This window comes from Nocardia sp. NPDC005978 (assembly GCF_040614455.1).
GTDB lineage: Bacteria > Actinomycetota > Actinomycetes > Mycobacteriales > Mycobacteriaceae > Nocardia.
The window spans coordinates 29,755-50,188 of sequence record NZ_JBEXUS010000028.1 but is presented as its reverse complement, the minus strand read 5'-3'; the positions used below and the strand labels follow the sequence as shown (position 1 = coordinate 50,188).

Here is a 20,434-nt window from a genome sequence, read left to right as displayed (position 1 = left end):
GTTCAGTGCTTTTCACCCTCCAGCGACATCGACTGGCTGAAATACAGCACGGTCAGGAGGGAGAATATGAAGGCCTGAATCAGGCCGACGAAGAGATCGAAGAGTTTCCAGGCCGCATTCGGACCCCAGCTGATCCAGAACGGGAAAAGCGTGATCACCGACAGCATCACGCCACCGGCGAACATATTGCCGAAGAGCCGCAGCGACAGCGACAGCGGTTTGGCGATTTCCTCGATGATGTTGATGAAAACCATGGGACCCCAGCCGGTATGCCCCTTCAGCAATTGTTTGGCATGCCCGCCGGCGCCACGCCGCCATATCCCCGCGCCCTGATAGCAGAGGAACACGAAGAGCGCCAGCGCGTAGACGAAATTGACATCCGAGGCCGGTGGTTTGACGAGTTCACCCTGGCCGTATTGCACCGGGAGCACCGAGAGCCAATTCGACAGCAGGATATAGACGAACAGCGTCACCGCGAGCGGCAGCGCGAAGGGCGCGACCCGCATGCCGATGGCGCTCTCCACCTGGTTGCGCATCTGCACGGTGACCGTCTCGAAGAACAGCTGCACGCCGTTGGGGACGCCCGAGGTGATCTTCGCGCGCAGGAAGAAGGCCAGCGCCAGCACGATCAGCGCCGCGACCAGCGTGGAGACGATGGTGTCGACGTTGAACACGGTGCCGAACAGATGAGCCTCGGCGTGCTCGCCGACATGGATCTTGGACTCGCCGCCCTCCTGCTGGGCCAGCGGCGCGACGGATGTGGTCAGCCGGGTCAGCGCGGCGCCTGGAATGCTCATGGCTGCTGCCGGAGCCCTTTCACTTCGGGGATCGCGGTCTGCAGGACCAGGATCAATTGAAAGAGAGCCAGCCCGAAGAAGATTCCGATGCCGTTGGGCCGGGTCACGATGGCGAGCAGGATCGACAGGCCGGTGAGAATGAGCAGCCGGGCCGCGGACGACAGCGCCAGCTTTTGTTTGCTGGGTGTTTCCGAATCGGTGATGCGCACAATGGACATCCACGTGAGTTGCGCATTGAGCCCACCGAGCACGAGGCCGCCGGCGATGAAAACACCGAGTAGCAATCGATCGAGCACACCGGTGACCATCAATATCAGCAATCCGAGCACGGTCGCAATTGCGGCCACTCGGCGCATCCGGATCTTGTTGACATCCACCAATGACACCGCCTCGCCATCATCCCACCGCACGGTGGGGCCGAACATGATCGAACCATACACCGGCGAACGGCATTGCGTGACAACAATTCTGATCCGAATTGACCGATCTTGAATTGTCCCCCATACGTTTTAGGGATTTTTTAGAGAGGCTTTGACAATCTTTTGTCGGCGCTTTTCTCACGGTTTATCGGTGCTTTCCAATATCCCTGACGGACCGCTCTTTCCGCAACCCGGTCCGTTCGGCAGCCTTTCCCGCGGTAAAGATCGAGGGGCGCGCGTGACCTCGCACCATGATCGAAAACCGGCGCGCCCCAACACCTTCCGAACCGCCGGCGCCCGCGCGCGCACCCGCCGCGAACGCCGGAGCAGAGCCACCCCACGACACCCGCGGCGACACCCCCGAAGCACCCCGGAGACCCGTCTCCGCGATCACCGCGCAACCCCGCCCCACCCGTACCCGCATGCTTTCCCGACCGGCGAACCCGACCCACCGGCCGATGCCGCGGGGTTGCGGTGGCAGAGTTCGATGCCATGCCGACCAATCAGAGGACCACCTCGTCCCCGCTCGCCGACCTGGCTCCGGATCTGCGCACGGCGTTCGTCCGTGTCGGCTACGACGCCATCACCCTGTTCGAGGCGCTCGGCCCCGCCACCCACGCGGCTCTGAGCCGGCAGGAACCGGTGCCGGTGCGCCGGGCCGCCCGCGGGCTCGGTGAGCTCGGCACCCTGATCCGCCTGCTGCTGCTCGGCGACGCACTGCCCGAGCGCGAGGTCGCCGCCGCGCTGGCGCCCGCCGACATCTCCCAGGCGGTCGCGGCCGGTCTGCTCGAACGCGACGGGTCGGACGTGCGCGCCGCCCTGGATCTGCGGCCGATGGACCTCGGGGCGGGCACCCAGTGGATGTTCTCGGACCTGGACGACTCCATGCGCCGGCGCACGCTCGACACCGATCACGTCCTCGGCGTCGGGCAGGCCTCACTGTCGCTGCTGCGCGCCACCCCGACGAGCCCGGTCGGCACCGTGCTGGATCTGGGCACCGGCTGCGGCGTACAGGCCATGCACGCCACAACCTACGGGCAGCGGGTCACCGGCACCGACGTGAACAAGCGGGCGCTGTGGCTGGCCGAGGCCACCGCGCGCCTCAACGACCTCGACGTCGAACTGCTGGAGGGTTCCTGGTTCGAGCCGGTCGCCGGGCGTCGTTTCGACCGGGTGGTGGCCAATCCCCCGTTCGTGGTCGGCCCGGCCCGTATCGAGCACACCTACCGGGATTCCGGCCTGGCCCTGGACGGGGCCAGCGAACTGGTGATCTCGTCGGTGCCCGAACTGCTCGCGCCCGGCGGCACCGCGGCGATGCTGTCCGCCTGGGTGCATGTGACCGGCCAGGATTGGCGGACCCGGGTATCGAGCTGGCTGCCCGATCACGGCATCGAGGCCTGGGTGGTGCAGCGCGACATCGCCGATCCCGACCTCTATGTCGGCACCTGGCTGCGCGACGCCGGGCTGGACCCGCGCGAGCCGCTGGCGCAGGAGCGCGCCGAGCGCTGGCTCGAAGCCCTCGCCGTCAACAACGTGGACGGCATCGGATTCGGATTCGTCTATCTCCGCGCGATCGACGGGCCCACCGAAATCCTGGCCGAGGACCTCACCCACGCCTTCGACGATCCGCTGGGCCCCGAGGCGCTGCGCTATTTCGAGCGCTCGGCCTGGCTGCGCGCGGTGGCCACGGACCCGGAGCTGGTGCTCGCGTCCCGCTTCGAGGTCGATCCGGCCACGGCCCTGGAACGGGTCTACCTGCCCGGCGCCGAGGGCTGGCAGCAGCAGGTCGCGCGCCTGCATCGCGGCGACGGGCCGCGCTGGCAGCACGAGACCGACGACACCACCGCGGCGCTGCTGGCCGGTATGCGACCGGACGGCCTGCCGCTGCGCGATCTCATCGAACTGCTGGCCTTCGGCGAGACCGGCGACGCGGCCACGCCCGAATTCATTTCGGCGGCCCTGGGCATCGTGGTGGGCCTGGTCCGGCACGGCCTCATCCATCCGCGCTAGCCCTCGGAACCCGCCCGGGTTCTACGCTTCACCTCCCTCGGCCACCGGCGCAGCTGCCCGGTGGCCGAGTCGTTTCCGTCCCGTGACCAGGCGTTTATCAGCTCTCGGTGAGACGTATCACAATTTGGGGTTCAACTCCGGAAACCTCGGGAATGCCTGACTCGACCACTCCGTTGCACCAACTCCCCGAACGACGGCGGCGGAACGGTGCCCGTGATCACGTATTCGATTGTCGCGCTCCACAGTTCGGCATCGGCGGTGGCAACCGCACGGACACCGGACGTCACCGCCGGAGCGCCCGTGTTCCCCGCATCGCGCGCTTCTCAGGAACTTCTCAGCCGTGCGCCGTGAAAACCGCAGCTCAGATGCGGTTTATGAACGGCCCGGCGGGGAACTTTCTGGGTGTCGGGCCCGTTGAACGGAGCGAGACACCACCGACAGGAGGCAAGTCATGACAAGCCCCGCCACTACCTATGTGCGCCCCAGCGAACAGGACCTCGACGCCCAGAGCCCCGCTGCCGACCTGGTACGCGTGTACCTGAACGGAATCGGCAAGACGGCGCTGCTCACGGCCGCCGACGAGGTCGAGCTGGCCAAGCGCATCGAGGCGGGCCTCTACGCTCAGCACCTGCTGGAGACGAGCAAGCGGCTGTCCGCGGTCAAGAAGAAGGACCTCGCGATTCTCGTACGTGAGGGCCGCGCGGCCCGTCAGCATCTGCTCGAAGCCAACCTGCGCCTCGTGGTCTCACTGGCCAAGCGGTACACCGGCCGCGGCATGCCGCTGCTGGACCTCATTCAAGAGGGCAATCTGGGTCTGATCAGGGCCATGGAGAAGTTCGACTACACCAAGGGCTTCAAGTTCTCGACGTACGCCACCTGGTGGATCCGTCAGGCGATCACCCGCGGTATGGCCGATCAGAGCCGCACGATCCGGCTCCCCGTCCACCTCGTGGAACAGGTCAACAAGCTGGCCCGCATCAAGCGCGAACTGCATCAGCAGCTCGGGCGCGAGGCCACCGACGCGGAACTGGCCAACGAGTCCGGCATCCCGGTCGAGAAGATCGCCGATCTGCTGGACCACAGCCGCGACCCGGTGAGCCTGGACATGCCGGTCGGCAACGACGAAGAGGCCCCGCTCGGTGACTTCATCGAGGATTCCGAGGCCACCTCCGCCGAGAGCGCCGTCATCGCGGGTCTGCTGCACCGCGACGTGCGCGTGGTCCTGGCCACCCTGGACGAGCGCGAACAGCAGGTCATCCGCCTGCGCTACGGCCTGGACGACGGCCAGCCCCGCACCCTCGATCAGATCGGCAAGCTCTTCGGGCTCTCCCGTGAGCGTGTGCGCCAGATCGAGCGCGAGGTCATGACCAAGCTCCGCAAGGGCGAGCGCGCGGATCGCCTGCGCGCCTACGCGAGCTGACACACCCCGGGCTCGGCCGGTCACCGCGGCCGGGCCCGCCTCCTGCTTCGGGCCGTCTACGAGGCGTCGGTCCGATACACGCCGGGCGGTTCCCGCTATCCGTACGTCCCCCTCCGGACAGCGCCGAGCCGCCCGGCGTTCGCGCGTGAGCGGGCGGGTTCGGCCGTCACACCGGCCTTTGCCGCCGCACTCCCACACCGAGCGTCTCCGGACGGCGCTCTGCGCGCCCGACCGCGGCGAGCGTCGAATTCGACAAGTCCGCCGGGGCCATCGGTGGCCGTGACGCGAACCCGGCGCACTCCGCCGGGACGTCGGATCCGGGACAGGTCCGGTACGGGCCGGAGGCCATTGTGCGCCAACGTTGTTCATCGTGGGTGCGGCAACTCGGCGCAGGCCGGTACGGTCGAACGCAGGGCCGGCGGTGCGGACCGGGCGGGGACGGTGGCGCACGCGACGGCGACGGACGACGCGGGGAGGGCGGCCGATGGCCGGGAACAGGCGGGAACCACCACCGGAGTTGATCGGTGGCGATCAGTGGGTCGACGGTGTGCGATGTTCGGTGTTCGACAGCGGGCCGCGCGATCGCGCGGAGGCGGTGGTGTTCGTGCACGGCAATCCGGGGCCGATGGCGGACTGGAGCGAGATCGTGCCGGAGATAACCGGTTTCGCGCGGGTGATCGCCATGGACATGCCGGGGTTCGGTCGGGCGCAGCGGCCGAAGTCGTTCGATCACAGCGTGATCGGGCACGCGCGGTTCCTGGGCCGGCTGCTCGATCAGCTCGGGGTCGAGCGAGTCCACCTGGTGCTGCACGATTTCGGTGGGGCGTGGGGCCTGCGCTGGGCACTGGATCATCGGGCGCGGCTGCGCAGTCTGACACTGATCGATTGCGGTGTGCTGGAGGGATATCGGTGGCACCGGTACGCACGGATCTGGCAGGTGCCGATGCTGGGCGAGCTCTTCCAGTTGCTGAGTTCGCCCCGCCTGATGCATATCGCGCTGAATCGGGACAATCCCCGGCCACTACCGCGCACCTACATCGAGCGGGTCGGCAGGCACGCCGATTGGGGGCACAAGCGCGCGGTGCTGCGGCTGTATCGAACGTCCCGGGATCCCGCAGGGGCGTTTCCTGAGCGCAATCTCGGAATCGAGGTGAACGGGCTGCCGACCTGCGTGCTCTGGGGGTCGCGGGATCCCTACATCCCGGTGCGCTTCGCCGAGCAGCAGCGCCGGTACTTCCCCGAGGCCGAGGTGCACGTGCTGGACGGGCTGGGGCATTGGCCGTTCATCGACGACGCGCGGGCGGTGGCGACGCCCCTGACCGCGTTCCTGCGCACGCACGTGCGGTCGTGACGCTCCCCGAATCCCGTTCAGCGCGTAGCAGATCCGGAGGAACGGCGGTCAGTCGCGCCCCGTGATCGGGTCCCGGACGCCCACCCCCGCCCCGCGCGGGGTGGGCCCGAGATCATGTTCCGGCCGGTGGCCGCGCCCGCCCCGGTGAGCCGACGTGGCCGGCGGCTAGGACGAGCCCGCGCTGCCGGTGTCGACGCTGCCCTCACCGGCGGCGCAGCCCGGGTTGCTCGGCTGCGGCGCCGGCTTGGTCCCGGCGGGGGCGTCGACCACGGTGATGGTGACCCAGTCCTTGTCCAAGCCCTGCTTGGCGAAGATCGAGGCCCGCCCGGCCTTGGTCGGCACCCACGCCAGGCGCGCCTGCTGGCTCGCCGACGAGAGCGTCACCGTGCCCAGGCACTTGGACCCGTTGAGGAACGTCACCTCGGGCTTGTTCCCCAGCCCGTCCTCGGCGTCGATGGTGGCGGTGAGGTAGTACAGCTGCCCGACGACGGCGTCCCCGTCGCCGAGCCCTTCCACGTCGACCGAGGTGATATCGGCCGACGCGTTCGGCGCCATCACGAAACTGACGGCCGCGACGGTGGCCGCGACCTGAACACCCCAGCCGATCCCACGGCCGAGCCTGGCACTGGTCTTCATCGAAACTCCTGTTCATCTCCCCAGAGACTCGGGGTCGATGAACGCTAACGTTTCACAAACTATGAAACATAGTGCTTTCACCAAATCCGTGGCCCCGAATTACCGGGGCCACGGCGTTAGCCGGAGTTGCGCAGGGCGGTGGCCAGGCCGTTCATGGTCAGCAGGATGCCGCGTTCCACCAGTTCGGAGGAGTCGCCGGCACGGCGGCGGCGCAGCAGGTCGATCTGGAGCTGGTTCAGGGGTTCCAGGTAGGGGAAGCGGTTGTGGATCGACTCGGCCAGGGCGGGGTTGTCGGTCAGGAGGTCGTCGGCGCCGGTGATCGCGGCGTGCATCCGGGCGGTGCGGGCGAACTCGTCGCGGATCATGCCGAAGACCGTGGCGCGCAGGGTCTCGTCGGGGACCAGTTCGGAATAGGCGGCGGCGATGTCCATGTCGGCCTTGGCCATGACCTGTGCCAGGTTGGACATGACCGTCCGGAAGAACGGCCAGCGGCGGTGCAGGTCGGCGAGGGTGGCCAGGCGGCCGGGGTCTCCGGCGATCCACTCCTCGAGGGCCGTGCCCGTGCCGTACCAGCCGGGGAGCATCACCCGCGACTGGCTCCACGCCATGACCCAGGGGATGGCGCGCAGGTCCGACACCGAATTGGTGGGCTTGCGGGAGGCGGGGCGGCTGCCCAGGTTCAGGTCGGCGACCTCGGCGATGGGGGTTGAGGCTCGGAAGTACTCGACGAATCCGGGGGTCTCGTGCACCAGGCGGGCGTACGCCCGGCGCGCCAGCTCGGCCAGTTCGTCGAGCAGTTCGTAGGCGGGTTCGGCGTCCCCGCCCAGGCCCTCCACATCGAGCAGGGTCGATTCCAGGGTGCCCGCCACGAGGGCCTCCAGATTGCGGTATGCCGCACCGGAATCGGCGTACTTGGTGGAGATGACCTCGCCCTGTTCGGTGAGCCGCAGCGAGCCGCGCACGGCGCCGGCGGGCTGGGCCAGGATGGCGTCGTAGCTGCGGCCGCCGCCGCGGCCCACGGTGCCGCCGCGACCGTGGAACAGGCGCAGGCGAATTCCGGTCTTGCGGGCGGCCTCGACCAGATCGAGTTCGGCGCGGTACAGCGCCCAGTTGGCCGCCAGGTAACCGCCGTCCTTGTTGGAGTCGGAGTAGCCGAGCATCACCTCCTGCTGCCGCCCGCGCGCCGCCACCAGTCGCTGGTACGCGGGCACTTCCATTGCGGCGGAAAGGATTTCCGCGCCGTGCCGCAGATCGTCGATGGTCTCGAACAGCGGCACCACCCCGACGGGACTGGCCGGCGGGGTAGCCGCGTCACCGGGATCGAGGATGCCCGCCTCCTTGAGCAGCAGCGCGGCCTCGAGCATGTCGCTCACCGACGTGCACATGCTGATGATGTAGTTGGGCACCGTATCCGGGCCCAGGTCGGCGATCGCGGCGCGGGCCGCGCGCACCACCCCGAGTTCCTTGGCGGCGAGTTCGCTCAGGTGCGCGTTCGGGCCGACCAGCGGCCGGCGGGTGCTCAGTTCGGCGGCCAGCAATTCGACCCGCTCGGGTTCGCTCAGGCTCGCGTAGTCCGAATGCACTCCGGCCCAGGCGAAGAGCTCGGCCACCACGGCCTCGTGCATCTCCGAGTTCTGGCGCAGATCCAGCCCCTGCAGATGGAAACCGAAGGTCTCCACCGCACCGCGCAGCGCGGCGAGCTGATCATCGGCGAGCAGCCCGTCCCCGGAGGCGCGCATGGACGCGTCCACGGTGTTCAGGTCGGCCAGCAATTCCTCCGGCCCGGAATAGGGTTCGGCCGCGACATCGATGCCCTCGACCGGGATCTCGCCCAGCGCCTGGCGCGCGGAGGCGCTGAGCCGGGCCCGGACGGCGCGAATCGCCCGCCGATAGGGTTCGTCGGCGCGCTGCGGCGAATCATCGAATCCGGCGTCGGCCAGCGCCGCCAGCTCCGGGGTCACCGGCACCAGCCGCGCCGACTGCGACAGCGTCTTCTCCAGCTCCACCAGCGACTTCGAATACCGGTCGAAGGCAACCGAACCCGCGCGGTGGGTGGCTCGGTGCACCACCTCGGCGGTCACGTAGGGATTGCCGTCCCGGTCCCCGCCGATCCAGGAGCCGGGCCGCAGAATGGGCCGCGACAGGAGTTCGTGCTCGGGCCAGCGGGCCCGCAGCGCCGCGCGCACCTGGTCGTTGATGCGCGGGATGACGTCGAACAGCGTGAGATCGTAGTAGCGCAGGCCGACCTCGATCTCGTCCTGAATGCGCAAGCGCGCCAGCCGGATCAGCGCCGCCCGCCACAGCTGCAACACCTGCCGTCGCAGATCGACCTCGATCTCGGCGAATTCCGGCTCGTGCTCGTCGTAACGCTGCCGCCGGCGCATCAGCTCGGTGATCCGCGACTGCACGTCGAAGATCGTGCGCCGCCGGGTCTCGGTGGGATGCGCGGTGATGACCGGCGACACCAGGGCGTCGGTCAGCAGGTCGGCCACCAGATCGCCGTCGGGCCCGGCGGCGTCGAGTTTGCGATAGGTCGCGGCCAGGCTGGAATCCTGCGGCGGCTCCCCCGCGGCCACGTGCACCGCGCGCCGCCGGTCCCGCTGCAGATCCTCGGCCAGATTGGCCAGCAGCAGAAAGTGACTGAACGCGCGGATCACCGGAATGGCGGTACCGATGTCGGCGTCGCGCAGCATGTCGGCGACCGCGCTGCGATCGACCTCCGAACGCCGCACCTTGAACGCCTCGACGCGCACCCGCTCGATGAGATCGAACACCTCCGCGCCCTCGTGGTCGCGGATGGTGTCCCCGAGAATGCCGCCCAGGTACCGAATGTCGTCGCGCAGTGGCGCGGTCGCTGTAGCTGTCTCGATCTGGTTCTCCCGCACTACGATCACCTCTCCAAGCCGACGATTGTTCGAATGTGACTGTGCCCCGGCCGCGTTGCCGTCCCGTGTTGCCTTATCTCAGACCATGCGGCGCGGGCCGATGTCGAACCGATTGGGTTCGGGCCCGATCCGGACCCGCGCGTACAGCACGGCCGCACTGTCCGGTGAGGCCATGATGGGCTCGCACTGCAACTCGCGCACCTCGGGCAGATCGTCGCAGAGCGCCGAGATGCGCTGTGCCAGCTCCGCCAGGGCCGCCCGATCCACGGGTTTGCCGATGTCGCGGCCGCGCACCGTGCCCGAGAGCAGCGGCGCGGCACGGGGCGCGTCGATGAGTTCGGCCGATTCGGCCTCGGTCAGCGGCAGCGCCCGGTACACCCGGTCGCCGAGCAGATCGATGATGGTGCCCGAGAGCCCGAAGCTGATGACCGAGCCGAAGGACGGATCGTCCTGCACCCGGAACCCGCAGCCCAGGCCCTTGGTGGCCATCCGCTGGATGTGCACGGGATTGCCGGAGATCTCGGCCAGTTCGGTGTGCGCGCGGCGCACCTCGTCCGGCCGCCACAGATCCAGGCGGACCCCGGTCAGATCGGGCCGGTTGCGCCAGATCTCCCCGGTCGCCTTGGCGGCCACCGGAAAGCCGAGTTCCTCGGCGGCGGCCACGGCGTCGTCGGCGTCGCGCGCCTCCCGGAATTCCACGACCCGAATTCCGTAGCAGCCCAGCAGTTCCGCCGCTTCCAGGTCCGAAAGCCAGTGCGCGGCTTCGGCATGCCAGCGGGCGACGAGTTCGCGCGCCCGGGCGGTGTCCACGCCACCGGGGCGGGCGATGGGCGAGGCGGGCCGGGTGCGCCAGTCCGCGTAGCGCCGCACCCGCGCCAGCGCCCGGGCCGCGCGTTCGGGATCACCGTAGGAGGGAATCGATCCGCGTTCGAGCATGCCGCCCTCGCCGCGGGTGGCCAGCAGGTTCGGCATGCCCTGATCGGCGACGAAGGTGGTCAGCACCGGGGTGTCCGGGCCGGTGTGCGCGCCCGCGCGAATGGCCTCGGCGAAGGCCGCCACCGCGGTCGGCACCGGCGGCGAGTAGATGACGATGACCGCGTCCACCGCGGTGTCGGTCACGGCCGCGGCGACGGCGGTCAGGTAGTCCCCAGGCCCGGCCTGCGGGCCCAGGTGCGTGGGATCCCCGGCGACCAGTCCCTCGTTGCGGGCCGCGTCGACCGCCAGCCAGTTCAGCGCGGCGCTATTGCCGATCACCGCGAGCCGCGGGCCGGCGGGCAGCGGCTGATAGGCCAGCAGCATGGCGCAGTCGAACAGTTCGGTGATGGAGTCGACCTGGATGATGCCCGCCTGGGCGAAGAGATTGCGCACCAGTGATCGGTCGAGGTCGTGCTCCCCCTCGATCCGCACCACGTTGCGGCCGCTGCTCACCGCCACAATGGGTTTGGTGCGCGCCACCCGGCGCGCGATCCGGGAGAACTTGCGCGGGTTGCCGAAGGTCTCCAGGTACAGCAGCACCACATCGGTGCCCGGATCGCTGTCCCAGTACTGCAGCAGGTCGTTGCCGGACACGTCGGCGCGATTGCCGGCCGAGACGAAGGTGGACAGACCCAGCTGCCGCGCCGCCGCCTCACCCAGGATGGCCGCGCCCAAAGGCCCGGACTGGCAGAAGAATCCGATACGGCCGCGCCCGGGCAGCACCGGGGCGAGGGTGGCGTTGAGCGCGACCTCGGGATCGGTGTTCGCGATGCCGAGCGCGCTCGGCCCGACCACGCGCATGCCGTGCGCGCGCACGGCCTCCAGCAATTCGCGTTCGGCGGTGTGGCCGGACGGGCCGGTCTCGGAGAATCCGGCCGTCAGCACGACCAGGCCCTTGACGCCCTTGGCCATGCAATCGTCCAGGACGGAACCGATTTCGGCGGCGGGCACCGCGATCACCGCCAGATCCACTTCATCCGGCACCTCGCGCACGGTCGGATAGGCGCGCACGCCGCGCACCGCCCGCCGGGTGCGGCTCACCGGGAAGACCGGGCCCTGATAGGCCCCCGAGAGGAGATTAGCCAGTACCGCGCCGCCCACCCGCGAGGTCGAGGGCGTCGCGCCGATGACGGCCACCGACTTGGGCGCGAGCAGGTTGCCGACGCTGCGCGCCTCCGAGGCGCGCTCGCGCGAATCCCGCACGGACTGCAGCGCTTCGGAGGGGTCGATGTCGAACTCCAGGTGCAGCACCGAACCGTCGCGGCTGCGCTGCACCTGGTATCCGGCGTCGCGGAACACCTGCACCATGCCGTTGTTCTCGGCCAGCACCTCGGCGACGAAGGACTCGATGTCGTGCTCGGCCGCCGCGCCGGCGAGATGCTCGAGCAGGATGGAGCCCAGGCCGCGGCCCTGATGTTCGTCGGCGACCACGAAGGCCACCTCGGCGGCGCGCGGTCCGGTGCGCTCGGCCAGGTACTCGTAGCGCCCGACCCCGATGATGTCCTCGCCGAGTTCGATGACCAGGCCGACGCGATCGTGATAGTCGACGTGGGTGGTGCGCCACAGGTCCTTGGGCGTCATGCGCGGGTAGGGCCCGAAGTAGCGCAGGTACCGTGTGCGGTCCGAGAGCCGGGAGTGGAAACGCTCGAGCGCCGGGGCATCCTCGGGGGTGATGGGTCCCAGCCGGACGACACCGCCGTCCGAGGCCAGGACGTCGGCGAACCAGTGCTGCGGGGGCAGCGGCGGATTCACCGGCGTCCCGGGTGAATCCGGCACCGGCGGCGGTGCGGGCGCGGGGCCGCCCGGCAGGGCGGGGTCGGCGGCGTCAGTCACGGGGATCCTCCGGATCCAGGCCGAGTAGCCCGAAAGTCGCTCGGCGGGTGGCCAATACGGATACGTCCAGGGCGCGGCGGGCCCGGTCGGCGCGTTCGTCGCCGGTTTCCCGGCCGCCGCCGGGACCCTCCCAGCGTTCGTAGTCGGTGTCGGCGCCGTCGCCCATGGTTTCGGGCGCGGCGACGGTGGGTGCATAGGCCCCTACCAGTTCCCGCCATTGCCCGGGAATAACGGTGCCGGGGTCGATGGTCCGGTCCAGCGCGGTGGCGAGCAGATGCGTCCAGGCCCGCGGCACGACCCGGATCAGCCCGTAGCCGCCGCCCCCGACCGCGAGCCAGCGGCCCTCGGCGTAGGTGTCGGCCAGCTCGCGCATGGCGATGAACGCCGCGCGCTGCCCGTCCACGCTCAGTTCCAGATCCGCGAGCGGGTCCTCGCGGTGGGTGTCGACCCCGCACTGGCTGATCACGATCTGCGGCCGGAACGCGGCCAGGGCGCCGGGGGCGACGGCGTGGAACCCGCGCAGCCACAGCTGGTCCCGGGTGCCGGGCATGATGGGCAGATTGATGGCGGTGCCCTCGGCCTTGCCGATCCCGGTCTCCTCCGGCCAGCCGGTGTTGGGCCACAGCGTGGCCGGATGCTGATGGATGGACAGCGTCAGCACGCGCGGGTCGCCGTAGAACATGCGCTGCACGCCGTCCCCGTGGTGCACGTCGACGTCGAGGTAGGCGATGCGGTCGAAGCCGTTGTCCAGCAGCCACGAAATCGCCACGGCCACATCGTTGTACACGCAGAACCCGGCGGCGGCCGCCGGCATGGCGTGATGCATGCCACCGCCGATGCTCACCGCGCGCCTGGTCCGCCCGGCCGCGATCTCCCGCGCCGCGGCCAGGGTGCCGCCGACGATCACCGAGGCCGCCTCGTGCATGCGCGGAAAGACCGGGTTGTCGGCCGAGCCCAGGCCGTATGGCGGCGCGGCGGGCGGCGCACCGGGCGGCTGCTGTGCGTGCTTGACCGCTTCCACGTAGTCGTGGGTGTGCACCCGCAGCAGTTCGGCGTCCCCGACGGCCGCGGGGTCGAGCGTCTCCACCCCGTCGAGCAGGCCCAGATTCTCCGCCAGCGCCATGGTGAACTGCAGCCGGACCGGTCGCATCGGATGCTCGGGCGTCCAGGTGTAATCCAGGAACCGATCTGTCCAGACAACGGTTCCGTCTCCACGCGCGGGGCCAGGCATACCTGCCACGCTAGTGCGTCGGGGGGATTCGTAGGCTGTGAGACACCGCTGCTCGGGCAAAGCGTCCCTCATACCGGAGCCGCGCGGCTGTGACGCGGGAAACCCGTAGGGAACACGCAGGCCGTCCTCGATGTTCTCCCGGCATTCGCGAAATAAGCTGGCGCCCGGTTGAGCCGCCGTGCATGGGTAGAATTCGTGCCGACGAAGGGGTTATACAGGTGAAGGATCTGGTCGACACCACGGAGATGTATCTCCGTACCATCTACGACCTCGAGGAGGAGGGCGTCACGCCCTTGCGCGCGCGTATCGCCGAGCGCCTCGAGCAGAGCGGTCCCACGGTGAGCCAGACGGTAGCGCGGATGGAGCGGGACGGGCTGCTGACCGTCGCCGGTGATCGTCATCTCGAGCTGACCGACAAGGGCCGGGCGATGGCCGTTTCGGTCATGCGCAAGCACCGGCTCGCGGAGCGGTTGCTCGTCGACATCATCGGCCTGGACTGGGAGAACGTCCACGCCGAGGCGTGCCGCTGGGAACACGTCATGAGCGATGAAGTCGAGCGCCGCCTGATCGAGGTGCTCAATCACCCCACCACCTCGCCGTACGGCAACCCCATCCCGGGGCTGGACGAGCTGGGTGTGACGCCGGCCTCGGACGCGCCGGAGAAGCTGGTCCGGCTCTCGGATCTGCCGTCCGGTCAGACCGCCGCGGTCGTGGTTCGCCGTCTGTCCGAGCACATTCAGACCGATCCCGAGATCATCGGCCAGCTGCGTGAGGCCGGCGTGGTGCCGGACGCGCGCGTGACCGTGGAGACCCGTCCGGGTTCGGTGGTCATTGTGGTTCCCGGCCACGACGGCTATGAACTGTCCGAAGAGATGGCGCACGCCGTCCAGGTGAAGTTGGTCTGACCCTTGAAGCTTCTGGTGACCGGAGGCGCGGGCTACGTCGGTGGCGTGTGCGCGCAGGTACTGCTCGAGGACGGCCACGAGGTCGTGGTCGTCGATGATCTGTCCACCGGCAATGCCGATGGCGTCCCGGCCGGGGCCAAGTTCGTCGAGGGCGACATCGCCACGGCCGGCGTGGAACTGATCGGGTCCGAATCCTTCGACGGTGTGCTGCATTTCGCGGCGCAGTCGCTGGTCGGTGAGTCCGTGGTGCAGCCGGAGAAGTACTGGCACGGCAATGTGGTCAAGACCTTCGCCCTGCTCGAGGCCATGCGCGCTGCGGGCACGCCGCGGCTGGTGTTCTCGTCCACAGCGGCGGTATACGGCGAGCCCGACCAGGTGCCGATCGTCGAGGAGGCGTCCAAGGCGCCGACCAATCCGTATGGGGCCTCGAAGCTTACGATCGACTACGCCATCACCTCGTACGCTGCCGCGCACGGCCTGGCCGCGACCAGCCTGCGGTACTTCAACGTGGCCGGCGCCTACGCCGGGCTCGGCGAGAACCGCGCGGTGGAAACCCATCTCATCCCCCTGGTGCTGCAAACGGCGCTGGGCCATCGGGCGTCGATCTCGGTTTTCGGCGACGACTACCCGACCGGGGACGGCACCGCGGTGCGCGACTACATCCACATTCGCGATCTGGCGCAGGCGCATCTGCTGGCGCTGGCACAGTCGCAGCCGGGCAAGCACCGCATCTTCAATCTCGGCAGCGGTACCGGTTTCTCGGTGCGCGAGGTGATTTCGGCGTGCGAGCGGGTCACCGGCCTGCCGATCGCGGCGATCGACGCGCCCCGGCGGGCGGGCGATCCGGCGGTGCTCATCGCCTCCAGCGAGAAGGCGATCGCCGAACTCGGCTGGCGGCCCGAGCACACCGATCTCGACGGCATCGTGTCCGACGCGTGGGATTTCCTGCGCGCGCTGGGCGACCGCGCGCACAGCGCACGCTGATCGAAGGTCGCCGCGGGTCCTCACGGCTGCTCCGAATCGAGCGCGATGCCGAGATCCGCGGCGGCTTCCCGGCCGGCCGCCGCCAGCTTGTTCAGGCGGTGCGGGTGCATCCCGGTCTGCAGGCCGATGTCCAATAGCGCGGCCAGGCGGTGGCCGGGGTCCGAGGCCAGGGCGGTTTCCAATGCGACACCGGCGAGCGGGCCGTCACCCCGGACGTAGGCCGCGTACCCCAGCAGCATCGCCGCCTCCGCTCGATCCGGGTCCGGGAGTGCGCGGGTCAGGCGCAGCCACAGCGCTTCGGCGGCGTCGGCGTGTCTGCCGGGCATGAGCCCGAACAGGATGTCGCGCACCGCCGTCGCCCGCAGCGCACCCGCCAGCTCCGCGAGTTCGCCGCCGTCCAAGCACGCGCCGGCCTCGATGTTCACCAGTTGCCGCAGCACTTTCCGGAGTTCCTCGCGCGTATAGGCGTCCGGTTCGCCGCGGCGCACCGCCCGGGCGAGCCGTTGCGCGGCGGCCGCGGTGGCGGCGGGCAGCGCGGCACGCACCCGGTCGCGCAGGACCCGGTCCACCGCGACCGACTCGGCGAGTTCCGCCCGCGACGCGCGCAGTGGCCGGCCCTCCAGCACCTGCCGCAGCGTGACCAGCGAGGCCGCCGGATCGGGTTGCCTGCCCCGCCGCACCGGCTCGCACACACTCCACCAGGGCATATCCACGCCGATGGTGTTGACGGCCCACGCGCCCGCGAGCGGTAGCGCCGCCGCGTCGAGCCGATGTTCGAGCGCTCCCACCAGATCTCGATGCCGCCGTGCCCGAACTCCGCGCTGCCGGTCTCCGGGCGGGGTGGCGCGATCGTCGATGATGAGCGCCAGCACCGCACTCGCGGTGTTTCGCACACAGATTCCGGCCACGCGCTCGACTATCTCCGCGGTGGCCGCCCGCCCCGAATCGTCCAGATCGATGCGCGCCACCACGTCGACCGTGGCGATACTCGGCTGCTCCGGCGTGGCCCGCAGCACGGTCACCACCAGCGACCGCTCGGGCATGAACCCCAGAATGGCGGGCACCGCCGCGATGAAATCCCCCGGATCCCGCAGGTGCGGCAGCGATCCGAGCGCCACCGCCCCGGCGCTGACCGCGTCGATGACCCGCTCCGCGTTCGCGGCCTCGAACTCCGCCGATCCGATGTCCGAGGGCCCGTATTCGACGACACTGTCGCCGGTGCCCGGCACACCGGACTCCGCGACACCGGCGGCGGCATCACCGGGGCCGGATCCGGGACCGGCCCCGTCCGCGCGTCCGATGCCTGATCTGTCCGTGCCCCACCCGGATCCGTCCGTGCCACTGCCGGATCTATCCGTACCGTCGGGCAGTTCGCCGAGTACCGGGTCCGAGTGGAGGACAGGCGTTCCCGGGGTAACCGGGGCTCCCCGGGACTGGGCCGCGAGGCCGGGGGCGGCAGGCCCGGGTCCGCCCGGTTGGCGCGGACTCGGCCGGGCGGCGGCGGGACGGGGTGGGGTGGATTCGGCGGGTTGTGTCATGCGATCGAGGATGCGGGGGCGGGCTCTCGAGCCTTCGGCGCTCACCTGCGGTTTTCCGGGGCCTGTGGAAATCGTGGCGAGTGTGGGTCACTCGGCGCGGGACAAGATCGGGGACGCGGAAGTTGTCGGTACCCGCTGTTACCGTCCGCGAATCCACGCGGGAACGACCCCGATCGGACGGCCGGATCCCGGCGGACGGATCGTCCGAAGCGGTCGATCCGGCAGCGCGACGGCCGACTTCGAAGCTCACGATTCGGACCGGCAGGAAGATCATCCCGACCTGCTCCGGAGCGGGCTAATTGATGCATGAACAGCATTACTACGCAACGTTTTTCATGTGCATCCGAATGGAAGAGGCTCTGACCGGGCAGTTCTCGCCCCTCCCCCCGGGCAATCGCGTAGCGTGCCGATTCCGGTGCGCGGCACCGGAATCGGCGGCACCCCTTACGCCCCGTCCGCCGCCGCGCCCTTGATCCCGGCGAGAATGTCCAGGTAGTGCGGATTGGACATGATGCCGAGCACGTTGCCGAACGGGTCGACCACCGACGCGGTGACAAAGCCGGTGCCCGCCCCGCGCTCGGTGATCGGGTCGTACTCCGTCGCGCCGAGCTCGAGCAGCCGTTCGAAGGCCGCGGCGATGTCGTCGACGTGCCAGTTCAGGATCTGACCGCCCGGCTGATCGGGGCGGGTGGGCGCGTACTTGCGGTTGATGATGCCGAGTTCGGCCTGGTAGTCGCCGATCCGGAACTCGTAGTAACCGCCGGGCACCGTGAAATACGGTGCGACGCCGAGCAGTTCGGCGTACCAGTCCTTGGCGGCCTCGAGGTCGTCGGCGAAGTAGTTCACGGTGGCCATTCCACGCAGCATGTCGGTGCTCCTTCTAGCGGTGTCGATGTCGATGAACCAAGCATCTCCGCCAAAGTGAGCACCGAATGAGCACTTTTACGGGCAGTATGGAATTCATGCGAGCGGATCGTCTGGTGGCCACCCTGTTGTTCATGCAGACCCGCGGCCGGGTGACGGCCGCCGAGGTCGCGACCGAGCTCGAGGTGTCGGTCGCGACGGCGCGCCGCGACCTCGAGGCGCTGTCCACCGCGGGCATCCCGGTGTATCCGCAGCCGGGACGCGGGGGCGGCTGGGCCCTGGTGGGCGGCGCACGCACCGATCTGACGGGCCTGACCGCCGCCGAGGCCCAATCGCTATTCCTGCTGCTCGGGCCGATGACCACGGCTACGCTGGCGAGCAGGACCGCCCTGCGCAAGCTGATGCGCGCCCTGCCGCAGTCCTTCCGTTCCGAGGCCGAAGCGGCGGCGGGTGCGATCATCGTCGACGCGGCCGGATGGGGCGAACTCGACGACCGGACCCCCGAAGAGGTCGAGTTGCTCCAGGCGGCCGTGGTGCGCCGCCGCCGGGTCGCGTTCACCTACGAGCGCACCGGCGTCAGCACCGAGCGGACCGCCGACCCGTGGGGCCTGGTCGACAAGGACGGCATCTGGTACCTGATCGCGGGCACGGAACGCGGACGGCGCACCTTCCGCGTGGACCGCATGACGGGGGTCCGGATCACCGCCGAAAACTCGGACCGCCCCGCCGATTTCGACCTCTCCGCCGCCTGGTCGGAGGTGGTCGAGCAAATGGAAAGCAATCGTTCCACATTGGCCGCGACCGTCCTCGTGCCCGCCCGGCTGCTGCCGGTCCTGCAGGATCGCCAGGGTCGGCACTGCGTCGTCGAGGGCCCGGCTCCGGACGGCCGGATCCGGGTGCGAATCTCCGCCCCGACAGCCCTGATGATCGCCCAGCAACTCGCCGGCTGGGGCACGGCACTGGAGGTGCTCGAACCCGAGTCCGTACGCGCTGAGCTGGGACGATTGGGTGCGGAGCTGGCTGCGGCGTACCCGAACGGCTAGGCGCGGGCTAGCTCCGAAACCGCCCCGGCAAAAGCCCCCAAAAGCCGCTGCACAGTCATAGGCATACCGAATGATATTGCAGCACTTTTGATTTCACCTAATGACCAGTTGTCCCGCTGTTACAGTCCGCCCGGCACCACCGAAGGTGCCGGAAGGAAGTACGCAATGAGCAGAACACGCTCCAAGGCACTCGGCATGCTCGGTGTCACCGCGGCGGCAACCCTCACCGCACTGGCCGGTCCGGCCGCGGCGGGCATCAACGGCGTCACCGTCGTCGGGCTCACCCCCGGCCAGCAGTGTGGCGTGAGCGCCGGCTGCACCATCCAGGTCGAGACCGACGGCTTCGGCAAGCTTTCGGAGGTGGAGGTGTCGGTCAACGGCGTCTTCGTCGGCAAGGCGCTGCCCAACTGGAACGGCGTCGCCTCCATCGAATGGCATCCGGCCACCACCGGCATGCACACCATCAGCGCGCGCCACAGTGGCTCCCTGTCCAGCATCACCTACTCGGTGGGCAACGGCGGCGCTACGCTGTGCGGCCTGCTGCCCAGCGGTTCGGGCAATTCCGGTTCGGGCGGAACCGGTTCCAACGGCAGTGGTTCGGCCCTGAGCGGTCCCGGCGACACCGGTTCGACCACGGGCTCCGTCGGTTCGGGTTCGGGCGCTTCCGGCTCCGGCTGCTGATTCGCCCACCGGGAGCCGGGTCTGGCAGGGGCCGGCTCTTCCGGGGGATCGACCCGGGTCCGCGACGACTCAGCCCTTGCGGACCTTGCTCACCGCGGCGGTGAACAGCGAATCCAGCGCCTCGGCATCGGGTTCGGCCTCCCCGTAGGACATATGGGTGACGTTGATCCGCACCTGACCCACCTGCCCGAGCAGCGTCTGCATGCTGCGCGTCAGTCCCGAACTCCCGTTCTCGGAGCGCACGGTACGGCGCAGGGCGAGCGTGTCATCCGCGTCCAGGGGCGGCGGCGGGTCGAGTTCGGTGGTGACGGTGGCGGTGGTCCCGGCGTACTCGACCGTCACGGTGCCGCAGCGCTGCAATTGATCTCGCAGTTTCGACAGCGGCTGATCGATGCGGATGAGTTCCACGGTCAGCGTCGCACGGGTGGCGTCGTCGGTGCCGACGGCGACCGCGGGTCCCGCCGCGGGAACGGGCGGCACGCAGGCGCCCGGTTCGACGTTCGCTCCCGGCAGAATTCCGTCCAGATCATGGGCCGCTTGGTCGGCTGCGCCGGGCGGTAACTCCACGACCTCGTACCGGCCGGGGAACTTCGAGGCCTCGGGCAGCAACCGAGTGAGGTCGCTATCGGCCCGTACCGCCGTCGCGGGGCCCTTGGCGGCGATAGGCTGGCCGGAGACGGTGGTTCCGCAGGCCACGACGAGCAACCCCAGGACCGCGACTCCCCCGGCGCGTACTGATGCAGTCACGGTCACTCCGTCCACTATGCCGAAATTCGGCTGTTCACACCGATTGCCACGCCGCGTGCACCCCCGCCGGGAATGCGTGTCCCGGTCCGGCGTGTTGCAGCCGAGGTGCGGGCAG

At 69.5% G+C, this 20,434-nt stretch carries 16 protein-coding genes; 7 read left to right on the top strand and 9 right to left on the bottom strand.

The genetic code is table 11. The features are described from left to right. Nucleotides 1-2 precede the first annotated feature (2 nt). Entirely contained in the window at nucleotides 3-797 is a 795-nt protein-coding gene (gene atpB, locus ABZ319_RS15435; protein WP_354987043.1) for a F0F1 ATP synthase subunit A, read from the bottom strand. Further along, on the bottom strand, nucleotides 794-1,222 hold the full coding sequence (locus ABZ319_RS15430) for a hypothetical protein (protein WP_354987042.1): 429 nt from the start codon (nucleotides 1,220-1,222) through the stop codon (nucleotides 794-796). Before ABZ319_RS15430 ends, atpB begins: the two co-directional genes overlap by 4 nt. 486 nt (nucleotides 1,223-1,708) lie before the next feature. On the opposite strand from ABZ319_RS15430, the gene ABZ319_RS15425 reads away from it, so the two are divergent. The 3 genes from ABZ319_RS15425 (at nucleotide 1,709) to ABZ319_RS15415 (ending at nucleotide 5,997) form a co-directional block, all read left to right on the top strand. Further along, nucleotides 1,709-3,226 carry a methyltransferase gene (locus ABZ319_RS15425; RefSeq protein ID WP_354987041.1) on the top strand — a complete coding sequence of 506 codons (1,518 nt, stop codon included), beginning with the start codon at nucleotides 1,709-1,711 and terminating at the stop codon, nucleotides 3,224-3,226. A gap of 451 nt (nucleotides 3,227-3,677) precedes the next feature. Then, nucleotides 3,678-4,646 (top strand): sigma-70 family RNA polymerase sigma factor, encoded by a 969-nt coding sequence (locus ABZ319_RS15420; protein ID WP_354987040.1) that lies wholly within the window; start codon nucleotides 3,678-3,680, stop codon nucleotides 4,644-4,646. 484 nt (nucleotides 4,647-5,130) lie between these two features. After that, a complete protein-coding gene (locus ABZ319_RS15415; RefSeq protein ID WP_354987039.1) occupies nucleotides 5,131-5,997 on the top strand; it encodes an alpha/beta hydrolase in 867 nt (288 codons plus the stop codon). 165 nt (nucleotides 5,998-6,162) lie between these two features. Here the strand turns inward: ABZ319_RS15415 and ABZ319_RS15410 are convergent, their stop codons facing one another. From ABZ319_RS15410 to ABZ319_RS15395, 4 genes are all read right to left on the bottom strand, one after another. Next, nucleotides 6,163-6,633, bottom strand: a complete 471-nt coding sequence (locus ABZ319_RS15410; protein ID WP_354987038.1) for a hypothetical protein — start codon at nucleotides 6,631-6,633, stop codon at nucleotides 6,163-6,165. Nucleotides 6,634-6,749: 116 nt separating this feature from the next. After that, complete coding sequence (ppc, locus tag ABZ319_RS15405) at nucleotides 6,750-9,518, bottom strand: phosphoenolpyruvate carboxylase (protein WP_354987037.1); 2,769 nt, start codon at nucleotides 9,516-9,518, stop codon at nucleotides 6,750-6,752. Between the two features lie 78 nt (nucleotides 9,519-9,596). After that, nucleotides 9,597-12,269, bottom strand: coding sequence for a GNAT family N-acetyltransferase (locus ABZ319_RS15400; protein WP_354987082.1), 2,673 nt, complete (start codon nucleotides 12,267-12,269; stop codon nucleotides 9,597-9,599). A 49-nt stretch (nucleotides 12,270-12,318) separates the two neighbouring features. Continuing rightward, on the bottom strand, nucleotides 12,319-13,557 hold the full coding sequence (locus ABZ319_RS15395) for an acetoin utilization protein AcuC (RefSeq protein ID WP_354987036.1): 1,239 nt from the start codon (nucleotides 13,555-13,557) through the stop codon (nucleotides 12,319-12,321). A 218-nt stretch (nucleotides 13,558-13,775) separates the two neighbouring features. Between ABZ319_RS15395 and ABZ319_RS15390 the strand changes: the two genes are divergently transcribed. Next, nucleotides 13,776-14,462 (top strand): iron dependent repressor, metal binding and dimerization domain protein, encoded by a 687-nt coding sequence (locus ABZ319_RS15390; RefSeq protein WP_354987035.1) that lies wholly within the window; start codon nucleotides 13,776-13,778, stop codon nucleotides 14,460-14,462. A 3-nt stretch (nucleotides 14,463-14,465) separates the two neighbouring features. Beyond that, a complete protein-coding gene (galE, locus tag ABZ319_RS15385; RefSeq protein WP_354987034.1) occupies nucleotides 14,466-15,446 on the top strand; it encodes a UDP-glucose 4-epimerase GalE in 981 nt (326 codons plus the stop codon). Nucleotides 15,447-15,466: 20 nt separating this feature from the next. Here the strand turns inward: galE and ABZ319_RS15380 are convergent, their stop codons facing one another. Together ABZ319_RS15380 and ABZ319_RS15375 are read right to left on the bottom strand one after the other, a co-directional pair. After that, a complete protein-coding gene (locus tag ABZ319_RS15380) occupies nucleotides 15,467-16,675 on the bottom strand; it encodes a DUF4192 domain-containing protein (RefSeq protein ID WP_354987033.1) in 1,209 nt (402 codons plus the stop codon). A 753-nt stretch (nucleotides 16,676-17,428) separates the two neighbouring features. Next, a complete protein-coding gene (locus ABZ319_RS15375) occupies nucleotides 17,429-17,851 on the bottom strand; it encodes a VOC family protein (protein WP_354987032.1) in 423 nt (140 codons plus the stop codon). Between the two features lie 95 nt (nucleotides 17,852-17,946). Between ABZ319_RS15375 and ABZ319_RS15370 the strand changes: the two genes are divergently transcribed. Together ABZ319_RS15370 and ABZ319_RS15365 are read left to right on the top strand one after the other, a co-directional pair. Further along, entirely contained in the window at nucleotides 17,947-18,891 is a 945-nt protein-coding gene (locus ABZ319_RS15370; protein WP_354987031.1) for a WYL domain-containing protein, read from the top strand. A gap of 165 nt (nucleotides 18,892-19,056) precedes the next feature. Then, entirely contained in the window at nucleotides 19,057-19,572 is a 516-nt protein-coding gene (locus tag ABZ319_RS15365) for a hypothetical protein (protein ID WP_354987030.1), read from the top strand. Between the two features lie 69 nt (nucleotides 19,573-19,641). On the opposite strand, the gene ABZ319_RS15360 is transcribed toward ABZ319_RS15365, so the two are convergent. After that, on the bottom strand, nucleotides 19,642-20,319 hold the full coding sequence (locus ABZ319_RS15360) for a DUF5642 family protein (protein ID WP_354987029.1): 678 nt from the start codon (nucleotides 20,317-20,319) through the stop codon (nucleotides 19,642-19,644). Nucleotides 20,320-20,434 lie beyond the last annotated feature (115 nt).